General features: G+C 66.9%; 11 protein-coding genes and 1 pseudogene. 7 read left to right on the forward strand and 5 right to left on the reverse strand.

From position 1 onward, the window contains the following. The 7 genes and pseudogenes from Q7J58_RS21700 to Q7J58_RS21730 form a co-directional block, all read left to right on the forward strand. Positions 1 to 408 (forward strand): annotated as a pseudogene (locus Q7J58_RS21700) (ribonucleoside reductase); the annotation flags it as partial. 170 nt (positions 409 to 578) lie between these two features. Further along, a complete protein-coding gene (locus Q7J58_RS21705) occupies positions 579 to 1,949 on the forward strand; it encodes a Fic family protein (protein ID WP_304832036.1) in 1,371 nt (456 codons plus the stop codon). 213 nt (positions 1,950 to 2,162) lie between these two features. Beyond that, the gene (locus Q7J58_RS21710; protein ID WP_304832038.1) at positions 2,163 to 3,539 is read left to right on the forward strand and encodes an NnrS family protein; all 1,377 of its coding nucleotides are present in this window, start codon (positions 2,163 to 2,165) and stop codon (positions 3,537 to 3,539) included. Positions 3,540 to 3,585: 46 nt separating this feature from the next. After that, positions 3,586 to 4,239 carry a nitroreductase gene (locus Q7J58_RS21715; RefSeq protein WP_304832039.1) on the forward strand — a complete coding sequence of 218 codons (654 nt, stop codon included), beginning with the start codon at positions 3,586 to 3,588 and terminating at the stop codon, positions 4,237 to 4,239. Between the two features lie 20 nt (positions 4,240 to 4,259). Continuing rightward, complete coding sequence (locus Q7J58_RS21720) at positions 4,260 to 4,664, forward strand: ribonucleotide reductase subunit alpha (protein ID WP_304832041.1); 405 nt, start codon at positions 4,260 to 4,262, stop codon at positions 4,662 to 4,664. A 41-nt stretch (positions 4,665 to 4,705) separates the two neighbouring features. Further along, positions 4,706 to 5,281, forward strand: a complete 576-nt coding sequence (locus Q7J58_RS21725; protein WP_304832042.1) for a hemerythrin domain-containing protein — start codon at positions 4,706 to 4,708, stop codon at positions 5,279 to 5,281. A 218-nt stretch (positions 5,282 to 5,499) separates the two neighbouring features. Continuing rightward, complete coding sequence (locus tag Q7J58_RS21730) at positions 5,500 to 6,669, forward strand: ABC transporter substrate-binding protein (protein WP_304832044.1); 1,170 nt, start codon at positions 5,500 to 5,502, stop codon at positions 6,667 to 6,669. A gap of 21 nt (positions 6,670 to 6,690) precedes the next feature. Here Q7J58_RS21730 and Q7J58_RS21735 read toward each other — a convergent pair whose 3' ends face one another. From Q7J58_RS21735 to Q7J58_RS21755, 5 genes are all read right to left on the reverse strand, one after another. Next, complete coding sequence (locus Q7J58_RS21735) at positions 6,691 to 7,965, reverse strand: TRAP transporter large permease (protein ID WP_304832046.1); 1,275 nt, start codon at positions 7,963 to 7,965, stop codon at positions 6,691 to 6,693. Next, the gene (locus tag Q7J58_RS21740; protein WP_304832047.1) at positions 7,962 to 8,462 is read right to left on the reverse strand and encodes a TRAP transporter small permease; all 501 of its coding nucleotides are present in this window, start codon (positions 8,460 to 8,462) and stop codon (positions 7,962 to 7,964) included. Before Q7J58_RS21740 ends, Q7J58_RS21735 begins: the two co-directional genes overlap by 4 nt. Positions 8,463 to 8,555: 93 nt before the next feature. Beyond that, positions 8,556 to 9,533, reverse strand: a complete 978-nt coding sequence (locus Q7J58_RS21745; protein ID WP_304832048.1) for a TRAP transporter substrate-binding protein — start codon at positions 9,531 to 9,533, stop codon at positions 8,556 to 8,558. A gap of 93 nt (positions 9,534 to 9,626) precedes the next feature. Further along, on the reverse strand, positions 9,627 to 10,268 hold the full coding sequence (gene maiA, locus Q7J58_RS21750) for a maleylacetoacetate isomerase (protein WP_304832049.1): 642 nt from the start codon (positions 10,266 to 10,268) through the stop codon (positions 9,627 to 9,629). Continuing rightward, the coding region (locus tag Q7J58_RS21755; RefSeq protein ID WP_304832051.1) for a fumarylacetoacetate hydrolase family protein at positions 10,265 to 10,465 on the reverse strand (201 nt) is incomplete at its 5' end. The genes maiA and Q7J58_RS21755, both read right to left, overlap by 4 nt.

Genomic DNA, 10,465 nt, shown 5'->3' on the forward strand with positions numbered 1-10,465 from the left:
GTGGGCCAGAGCGGCGAGTCGCAGCAGTGGATCACCTCCACCATGCGCATGCTGTCGCTGGCCGCGCGCGGCGGCTTTTTGGAACGCGCCCTGGGCGACATGCGCAAAGTGGCCTGGGACCGCGGCCCGGTGCGCCTGGGCACCTACCAGAAGGCCGACGGCACGCACGTGCCGATGTGGCACGACTCCGAGGTGGCGGCGATTGCGTTTGCGCTGCAAAACATCATTGCGCGGCGCGCCCAGCAGGGTGTGGCGGCGGTGATGCCCGAGCCGGTGGCGGTGGCAGCGGGCACACCCGCGGGCGTGATGGCCGGCAAGAAATGCCCCGAGTGCGGCGCGCACGCCATGATCCGCAAAGACGGCTGCGACTACTGCACCCAGTGCGGGCATTTGGGCACGTGTGGCTGAGCGGCCAGTGGCCTTCGGTTTCAGCTTGAACAGCTGAAACCAGAGCGATTCGAGACCGCTACAGCGCAGGCTGCAGCGGTTTCTTTTTATATACGCCGCTACAGGTCATAAACTTGTCAGGGTGACAAGATTAAGCCCTATTCTTGTCATTTGACAAGAATCACCACGCCATGACGACCCCACCCCTGTCACCACGTCACGCAGCGTTGCTGCGCCTGGTTCTTGCCGCCAGGGAACCCCTACAGCCTGGTGCACTGGAGCAAGCCCTCCAGGCTTCGCGACCCACCATCAACCGGGCCTTGCGAGCCCTCTTGGCCTTGGGCTTTCTGGAGAAGCTGGGGGACGGCCGGTCCACCCGCTATGGGGCCACAGAGGCGGCCAGGGCTGCCCTGGGAGCCTCGTCCTCAGCGGTTCCGCCGCCCGTGGGGCCTGGCCTGCTGCAGTGGTCGCCAGCTGCGCTGCAACTGGTTGAAACGCTTCGCGCACCTCTGGGAACCCGCATCCCGGTCGGCTACGAAAGCAGCTTTGTGGGCGACTACGTCCCGAACCAGTCCAGCTTGCTGCCGCCGCAGCTGGCCACGGACTTGTTCAACGCCGGCCGCGGCCGGGACCAGCAACCTGCGGGAACCTATGCCCGCGAGGTTCTGGAGCAGCTGCTTATCGACCTGTCCTGGTCGTCATCGCGCCTGGAGGGTAACAACAAGAGCTTGCTCGACACCCAGCAACTCTTCGAGCTCGGGGAGCAAGCAGACCCCCTCGACGAAGACACCCTGATGCTGCTCAACCACAAGAACGCCATCGAGTTCATGGTCGACGCTGTGCCAACAGAGGGCATCACAGTCACCGGAATCGTTGACCTGCAGGCCAAGTTGATGAAGGACCTCTTGAAGGACTCGCGGGACATTGGCAGCATCCGCCGACGCGTGGTGAACATTGAGGGCTCTGTGTACTCCCCGAGCAACATCCCCGCACGCTTGGAAGAAACGCTGAGGTCCATCGTCGACAAGGTCCGCCACATCAGAAACCCGGTGGAGGCCGCCTTCTTCCTTTGGGTCAACGTGGCCTACCTTCAGCCCTTTGCGGATGGCAACAAGCGCACCAGTCGGCTCAGCGCCAACATGCCGCTCCTGCTGTACAACTGCGCGCCCCTGTCCTTCATGGACGTGGAGCGCACGGACTATGCGACAGCCATGCTCGGCGTCTACGAACAGCGCAATGTCGCCGCAGCCGTGGAGCTGTTTGAATTCATCTACCGTCGCTCGATTCAGAAATACAGCGTGCTGCGGGCCTCCCTGGCTGTGCCCGACCCGCTTCGAGCCCGGTACCGGCAGGCCCTGAATGAGCTCATGCAGTTCGTCGTCTTCTACGGCCGAACGCTGGAAGACGCATTTTCGGAAGTGTCCGTCAGCGCCGCTGACCTGGCGGGGTTGCGCGCCATTGCGAACACCGAACTGGACCACCTGGAGCCCTACAACTGCGCCCGCTACAACCTCGCGCGAGGCATGACGCAGAGGTGGATTGACGGCGGACGGCGCCGATAACCTGCCTGAAATGCCCTACACAAGTGGCTTCGCGCCACCGCGCCAGGCGCTCGCATCGTTCTTCGGTAGTAGCCCTTTTGCACCTGGGCGCGCGGGTTTTTTGCCGTCTAATCCATACGGCAGGTGGGGCCCGTGCCATGGCCCGCCTGGCCAAGCACCGCCGGTGCAACCCCTTTGACAACGCAGTCTGCGCCCACCCTGGAATGGTCCCGAGTGAAACTTGCCACCGATGCCCAGCCCCACCCGGTCCGAACGGTTTCCCCCGTCCCGACCGAGGCGTTGGCGCATGCGCCAAGACCCGCGCGAGCGCCTCGCCCTGAACCGCTCGCTTCGCAGCCCTGGCGCCCGTCGCACCTGCTGCTGGCGCCGCACCGGCTGGGCTTTGCGCTGGCGGTGTTGCTGCTGCTGGCCTCGGGCGTCTGGTGGGCGCTGGTGCAGGTGGACCGGGTCACCGGTGCGCTGGGTCTGGGCTACGCGGTGTCGCCCTCGCTGGGCCACGCGGCGGTCATGACGTTTGGCTTCATTCCCCTCTTTTTCACGGGTTTTCTGTTCACCGCCGGCCCCAAGTGGCTGGGTGTGAAAGGGCCCGAAGCCCGCACCCTGCTGGTGCCTTTGCTGCTGCAAGCCGCTGGCTGGCTGGTCTGGCTGGCGGGCATTCACACGGCCTTGTGGCTGGGCCTGGCCGGTGCCGCCGCCGCCTTGCTGGGGCTGGGCTGGGTGGTGGTTTTGTTTGCGCAACTGGTGCGCCGCAGCACGCTGGACGACCGCCTGCACGCGCGCACCGTGGCGGTGGCCGGCGCTGTGGGCGTGGCCAGCCTGGCCCTGCTGCTGCTGGCGCTGGTGGCGGGCGCTGACGGCGTGGCGCATGCCGCCGTGCTCACCGGCCTGTGGGGCTTTGTGGTGGTGGTCTACCTGGTGGTGGCGCACCGCATGATCCCGTTTTTCACCTCCAGCGCGGTGCCCATGATCGACGTGTGGCGCCCGTTCTGGGTGCTCTGGATGCTGTTGGGCGCGGTGGCCCTCGAACTGGCCGCCCTCTGGGTGCCTTTGCTGCTGTCGTGGCTGGGCGAGCCCGCAGGGCGCGGTGGCCGCGCCTGGATGCTGGCCCTGGGGCTGCTGCAATTGGCCGCGGGCAGTGTCATTTTGTGGCTGGCCTTTGTGTGGGGCCTGGTGCAGAGCCTGAGCATCCGGCTGCTGGCCATGCTGCACCTGGGTTTGCTGTGGCTGGGTGTGTCGTTTGTGCTGGCCGGTGTGTCGCAGCTGCTGGGCCTGCGGCTGGGCACGCCGGTGCTGGGCCTGGGCGCGCTGCACGCGCTCACCATGGGCTGCCTGGGCTCGCTCATGCTGGCCATGGTCACGCGGGTGTCGTGTGGCCACAGCGGGCGCACCCTGGTGGCCGACAACACGGTCTGGGCGCTGTTCTGGCTGTTGCAACTGGCGGTGCTGCTGCGCATTGGCGCCACGCTGCCCCAGGCACCGGTCTGGCTGCTCATGGCCGCGGCCCTGCTGTGGGTCGGTGTCATGGCGGTATGGGGTTTGCGCATGCTGGGCTGGTACGGCCGCCAGCGCGCCGATGGCCGCCCCGGCTGAACGCACGTGGCCCCGATGCCGCCCCGACCGAACCGATGAGCCTCGCATGTTGAACGCACCCCAAACGCCCGCCCACACCACGACCGAGGCCACCGCACCCGCCACCAGCGACTGGCCGGCGGTGGCCAGCGAGCTGATTCAGGCCCGCCAGACCGTGCTGCCCAAGCGCCTGCTGGGCCCCGGCCCCGACGCTGCGCAGCAACACAGCATCCTCGCCGCCGCGGCGGCTGCGCCCGACCACGGCCAGCTGCTGCCCTGGCGCTTTGTGGCCGTGCCCGAGGCCCAGCGCGAGCACCTGGCCGAGGTGTTTGCCCAGGCCCTGCTGGAGCGCGATGCCAGCGCCACACCCGAACAGGTGGCGCAAGCGCGCGAAAAAGCCCACCGCGCGCCCTGGCTCCTGCTGCTGGTGGTGGACGGCCTGCGCGGCGACCCGGCGGTGGACCTGTCCGAACGCATTCTCTCGGCCGGCTGCGCGGTGCAAAACGCGCTGCTGATGGCCACCGCGCTGGGCTTTGGCTCGGCACTCACCAGCGGCAAAGCGCTCAAGTCGGCCAGCCTGCGCACCCTGTTTGGCCTGCACAGCGGCGAGCATGCGCTGTGTTTTGTCAGCGTTGGCACGGTGCGTTCGCGCAAGCCCGCCCGGGTGCGGCCGGCCGTGGCCGACTACCTGAGCACCCTGGGCGATCCTCCGAGCCCCTGATTTTTCTCCAACACCCCACCATGAACATTGCCACCTTTGACGACCTGCTGAGCGCCGCCCGCGCCCAGCCCCTGCCGCAGCGCCTGCTGCTGGTGTTTGCCGGCATCGAGCTGCCCGACGACGCCACCCCCACCGAGCGCGCCGGCTTCGAGCGCGGCGAAGGCGGTGCGCTGGTGCCGCAGATGTGCGTGGACAAAACCCCCGACGAACTGGTCTCGTTTCACCAACTCAAGCAGGAAGCCAGCCAGATGGGCCCCGCCTGGGGCATGGTGTTTGCCGCCGCCCTGTCGGGCCAAGCGGGCCGCGCACCCAGCAGCGAAGACGCCGAAAAGCCCCTGCAAGACATGGTGGAAGCCATCCGCCTGGGCCGCTTGCAGGCCTTCATTCCGTTCAACCCGCAGGGCGAAGCGGTTCAGCTCGGCTGACCGAACCATCCCAGAACAGGACTTGCGCAAAGGCACCCACCATGGCCACCTCCATCCCGCTGAGCCAGATCACGCTGCCCGGCCACCGCGCGCCCGGTGCCGGTTTTGACGCACCGTTCGAGATGCTCGAAGCCTGCCACGAGCGCGTGCAACGCATGCTGGCGCTGCTGGCCCGGCTGCAGCAACACGCGCTGGTGCATGGCTGGAGCGAGCAAGTTGCGCAGGCCGCCGTGGACGTGATGCGCTACTTTGACCAGGCCGCGCCGCGCCACCACGAAGACGAAGAACGGCACGTGTTCCCGCCGCTGCTGGCCGGCCCCGACCCGGTGTTGCGCGCCCTGGTGCAGCGGCTGCAACAAGACCACCGCGACATGGAAGCCGCCTGGGCGCAGGCGCGCGAGGTGCTGGTCTTCGCCAGCCAGCCGCCCCCGGCCGGCTGGGCGCATTTCACGCCGGCACAAACGGCGCTGCTGCACCACTTTGCCAGCCTGTACCAGCGCCACATCGCCGACGAAGACGGCACCGTCTACCCCGCCGCCCAGGCCCAGCTGGGCGCCGAAGCGCTGCAGGCCATGAGCGCCGACATGGTGCGCCGCCGGGGGCTGGAGCCGCGCTGAGGGCGGGGTATTGGACTGTCCCGTGGGCATGGCTGATGTGTCAATTCGTCCAGCAGATGGATGAATTGACGGTTGAGGGGTCCAAGGCGTCGGGGAAAACCCGACAAGGACTAACCCGAAAATTGTCATTGGAATGACAAATTATTGTCAATCTGAGCGTTAAGGTGGGTGCCCTCGCTGGCTTGACCAAGCCCTCCAACCCAATCCCTTGCCCGCCCATGCTGTCTGCCCACACCCCCCATGCCCCGTCCCTGATTCGCCGCCGCACCTGGCTCCAGGCTGCGGCATGTGGTGCGGCGTCTGCTGCCGGGCTGCCAGCGTGGGCGCAAGATGCCGGTTCGGTGGTGCGCCTGGGGCAGTCCATTGCCCTCACCGGGCCGTTGGGCGACCTGGGGCAGGCCATGCACCAGGGCGCCCGGGCGTGCTTCGAAGCCGTCAACGCCCGGGGCGGCGTGCAGGGCCGCAAGATCGACCTCGTGACCCAGGACGATGGCTACGACGTGAAACGCGCCGTGGCCAACGTGGACGGCTTTCTGGCCAACAACAGCATCTTCGGGCTGTTCAACTGCATGGGCACGCCCATGGTCGAGGCCATGCTGCCCAAGGTCACTGCCAGCGGCATCCCGTTCATTGCGCCCTTCACCGGGGCTTTGCTGGCCCGCACCAAGGCGCGCAACGTGTTCAACGTGCGCGCCAGCTACCCCGACGAAGCCGAGCAACTGGTGCAACACCTGGCCACCATCGGCATCAAACGCATCGGCATTGCCTACCAGAACAACACCTTTGGCAAGGAAGTGTTCGACGGCGCCCGTCTGGCCATGGAGCGCCACCGCCTGGGCGATGCCGGTGTGGCCACCGTGGAGAGCTCCGGCGCCGACGCCGCGGCCGCCGTGACCAAGCTGCTGGCGTCTGGCCCCGAAGCCGTGCTGCTGGGCCTGGCCGGCAAACCCACCGTGGACTTTGTGAAAGCCATGCGCCAACAGCGCAAGGGCATGCCCATGTACGCCTTGTCGATCATGGGCTCTGCCGCCACCTTGCAGGCGCTGGGCGACGATGCGGTGGGCATCGCCGTGTCGCAGGTGGTGCCGCTGCCCACCGCCACCGGCGTGCCGGTGGTGCGGGACTTCTTGCAGGCCTGGAAGCAGGCCGACGTGAAGCTGGAGCCCTCGCATCTGGCGCTGGAGGGCTACATCAACGCCCGCGTGCTGGTGGAGGGTTTGCGCCGTGCAGGCCCCCAGCTCACGCGCGACACACTGCTCGATGCGCTGTGGTCGCTCAAGCGCCTGGACCTGGGCGGTTTCGAAGTCAACGCCAGCGAACCGGGCCGCAGCGCCTCCCGGTTCATTGAACTCACCATGGTGGGCCGGGGCGGGCGTTTCATCCGCTGAACCGCTCCCCGCTGACCGCGCTTACCCGGCGGTGAGCGCCGGCAGCCAGGTGGACAGCTCGGGCACCGCCGCAATCAGCACCAGCGTGAGCAGCACCGCCAGCAAAAACGGCACCGTGGCCTTGAACAGCGGGCCCATGCGGATGTTGGCCTGCACCATGGCGATGTAGAGGCCCGGCCCCACCGGTGGCGTCACCAGGCCAATGACGGTGGCCACCGTGCACACCACGCCGAAGTGGATCGGGTCGATACCCAGCGTGTTCACCACCGGCATCAGCAGCGGCACCACCACGATCAGCACGCTGATGCTTTCCAGGAACATGCCCAGCACCATCAGCATCAGCATCACCAGCAGCAGGAACACGAAGGGCGACTGGGTCAGGTCCTGTATGGTTTCCACCACCAGATCGGGCACGCCCTGAAAAGCCAGCACCCAGCCCAGCACCGAGGCCGCGGCAATCAGGCCGGTGATGGTGGCGGTGTTGGTGGCCACGCCCAGCAAAATGGGGCCCAGGTCGCGGACCTGGATCTCGCGGTACACAAAGCCCAGCGCCAGCGCGATGATGGCGGCCACCGCGCCCGACTCGGTGGGCGTCATCACGCCGAGCATGATGCCGGCGATGACCACCACCGGAATCACCGCCGGCACCAGGCCTTCCAGCAACACCTTGATGGAATTGGCGCGCTCGCTCTTGGCGCCCGCCGGCAAACCCGGGCCGAACACGCCGTGCAGAAAGATCACCAGCGCCAGCGCCGCCACGATCAGCAGGCCGGGCACGATGCCGGCAATGAACAGCGGCGCAATGGGCTGCACCGCCACCACGCCGTAAATGATCATCAGCATGGACGGCGGGATGATGGGGCCCAGCAGGCCGGACGTGACCGTGACCGCGCCCGAAAACGCGCGGTTGTAGCCCATGCGCTCCATGGCCGGGATCATCACCTTGCTCATGACACCGATCTGCGCCACCGCCGAGCCCAGAATGGACGCGGCCATGGCGTTGGTGAACAGGTTGGCGTAGGCCAGTCCGCCCTTGAGGTTGCCCACCAGCACCTCGGCCACGGCAATCAGGCGCTGCGTCAGGCCGGCCTTGTTCATGATCTCGCCCACCAGCAAAAACAGCGGAATCGCCAGCAGGCTGTTGATCTCCAGCGCGCCGTAAAACTGGATCGGCACCGAGTCGTACAGCACCGCCAGGTCGTTGGTGGCCATGAAGGCCAGCGCGCCCGCCAGGATGGCACCCACAATGGGCAGGCCCGCAAACAGCAGGCCAAAGAAGACGATCAGGGTGATCATGCGGCGGCTCCTTTGAGCGCGGCGCGCGCGTGGCGCAAGATGGCCGCCAACTGGTGAAAGGCCATGCAGGCCATGGCCAGCGGCAGCACCGAATAGTTGTACCAGCGCGGCAGCTGGGTGGTGGCACCCAGTTCCATGCGCACTTCGGGCCGGTTGACCCATTCCCAGCCCAGCACCGCCAGGAACAGCAGCAGCGCCAGCAGCACCGCGCCCAGCACGGCCATCAGGGCGTGGCGGGCGCGCTCAGGCAGGGCGGCGGGAAAAAAGTCAATGCTCACCAGCTGGCCACTCTGCACCAGCAGCGACAGGCCAAACAGCGTCACGAACACCAGCAGCTGCACCGAAATTTCTTCGGCCCAGAAGATCGGCGCACTGAAGAAATAGCGCATCACCACCTGCGTCATCATGATGCCGGCAATGCCTGCGGTCAGCGCGATCACCGCGCCGCGTTCCAGCTGCATCAGCCAACGGTCCAGGGTTTGTATGGGGGCGTACAAGGGCACTCTCCTTCAGATGGTCCAAAGCAGACAGGGCCCTGTGGGGGCGCTGTCTGCCGTGCGGGCGGAATCGGGCCGGTGGTTCGGGCCGGTTTACAGGCCCTTGGCCTGTTTGTAGAAGTCCGCAATCAGCGGGTTTTTGGCGGTGTATTTGTCGCGGATCGGGCCCGCCACTTTCTGGAACGAGGCGATGTCGGCGTTGACCACCTGGGCGCCGTCGGCCTTGGCTTTCACCAGGTTGCTGGCGTCGGCGTCAATCGCGGTCTTGAAGCCCCACTGTTCGGCATCGGCCACCACCTTGATCAGCATGGCGCGTTCGGCCTCGCTGCGCGTGGCCAGCCACTTTTTGGACACCACGATCACGGCCGGGAAGGCCATGTGGTTGGTCAGCGTCAGGTTGGGCGCCTGCTGGTGAAACTTCAGGCCCACCAGCGCGTCCAGGTCCACGTCCACCGCGTCGAGCAGCTTGGTGGTCAACGAGGGTGCCACTTCCGACAGTGGCATGGCCGTGGGTGCGGCGCCGTTGGCGTTCCACCAGTCGTTGTAAATGGGGCTGGGGAAGGAGCGCACCTTCTTGTTGGCCAGGTCTTTGGCCGAGGCCACCGGCTGCAGCGACAGCACATGGCGCATGCCGGCAAAGGTGTAGCCCAGGCCCACCAGACCGTGCTGGTCCAGGCGCTTGAGCATTTCCTTGGCGGCCGGCGTGCTGGCGGCGCGGGTGGCGTGGGCCACGTCCTTGAACACATAGGGCAGCGACCAGGCCAGGAACGACTCTTCGCGGTTGGACAGGCCGCCCACGGTGAACACGCCGAGCTGCTGCGCACCGGCCTGCATCAGGTTGATCATCTGGGCTTCGTTGCCCAGCTTCTGCAGCGGGCTCACGGCCACTTTCATCTTGCCGCCCGAGGCTTTTTCCAGGTCGGTGGCGATCTTTTCCGACACCTGGTGCCACACGTGCGTGGGCGGCGTGATGTGGCCGAGCTTCAGGGTCTGGGCGCTGGCGCCGCTGGCCACGGCGGTGAACGCGAAGGCGGCAGCAAGGCCGCGCAGGGTCTGGGCGAATGTCATCATGGGTTTCATGAACGGTGTTTGAACAATGCGGCGGCCTCAGCGCGCGTGGCGCCGAAGCCTGGTGCCGGGAAAAAAGAAGCGGTTGAGCGGGGCTCAGGCCGCGTCGGGTTGCGCGGCCGGGGCCGCACGCTGGAACGCATCCAGCGCGCTGCAGGCCTGGTCGATGGCGCTGATCAGCGGCCAGCGCGCCAGGTCCACCTTGAAGCGGCGCGCGCTTTCCACCTGGGGAATCAGGTACACGTCGGCCACGGTGGGCGTGTGGCCAACGCTGAACGCGCCGCGCGCCGTGTCGGCCGCCAGCAGCGCTTCGTAGGCGTCAAAACCGGCGCCAATCCAGGTGGCGCACCAGGCGTTCACCGTGGCTTCGTCGGCGCCGAACTGCTTGCGCAGCGCTTCCAGAATGCGGCGGTTGTTGATCGGGTGGATGTCGCAACCCACGATGGATGCCAGCGCGCGCACACGGGCGCGCTCGCTGGCACCGGCCGGCAGCAGCGCGGGCGTGGGGTGCGTTTCCTCCAGCCACTCGATGATGGCGGGCGACTGGATCAGCACCTCGCCATTGTCCAGTTCCAGCGCGGGCACCAGCATCTGCGGGTTCACCGCTTTGAAGGCGTCTTTCAGATGCTCTTCCTTGCCCAGGTGCACCGCCAGGTACTCGGCGCTCAGGCCCTTGAGGTTGAGCGCAATGCGCAGGCGGTGCGAGGTGCCGCTGCGCCAGAAGTTGTAGAGCTTCATTCGGCCGGTCCCACGGTCAGTGCGACGTCGGCCACGCCTTCGACGCGGCCAGTGATCTGGTCACCCGCCACCACCGCACCCACGCCTTCGGGCGTGCCGGTGTAGATCAGGTCGCCGGGTTGCAGGTGGTAGAACAGCGACAGGTCGGCGATGATTTCGCGGATGTTCCAGATCAGCTTGTTCACGTCGGAACACTG

Source organism: Hydrogenophaga sp. (assembly GCF_030656115.1).
Taxonomy (GTDB): domain Bacteria; phylum Pseudomonadota; class Gammaproteobacteria; order Burkholderiales; family Burkholderiaceae_C; genus Hydrogenophaga.

Coding starts and splice junctions, on each gene's coding strand:
- Q7J58_RS21730 (WP_304832044.1), top strand. CDS start 5,500: ATGCTGTCTGCCCACACCCCCCATGCCCCGTCCCTGATTCGCCGCCGC.
- Q7J58_RS21715 (WP_304832039.1), top strand. CDS start 3,586: ATGTTGAACGCACCCCAAACGCCCGCCCACACCACGACCGAGGCCACC.
- Q7J58_RS21725 (WP_304832042.1), top strand. CDS start 4,706: ATGGCCACCTCCATCCCGCTGAGCCAGATCACGCTGCCCGGCCACCGC.
- Q7J58_RS21735 (WP_304832046.1), bottom strand. CDS start 7,965: ATGATCACCCTGATCGTCTTCTTTGGCCTGCTGTTTGCGGGCCTGCCC.
- Q7J58_RS21705 (WP_304832036.1), top strand. CDS start 579: ATGACGACCCCACCCCTGTCACCACGTCACGCAGCGTTGCTGCGCCTG.
- maiA (WP_304832049.1), bottom strand. CDS start 10,268: ATGAAGCTCTACAACTTCTGGCGCAGCGGCACCTCGCACCGCCTGCGC.
- Q7J58_RS21720 (WP_304832041.1), top strand. CDS start 4,260: ATGAACATTGCCACCTTTGACGACCTGCTGAGCGCCGCCCGCGCCCAG.
- Q7J58_RS21745 (WP_304832048.1), bottom strand. CDS start 9,533: ATGATGACATTCGCCCAGACCCTGCGCGGCCTTGCTGCCGCCTTCGCG.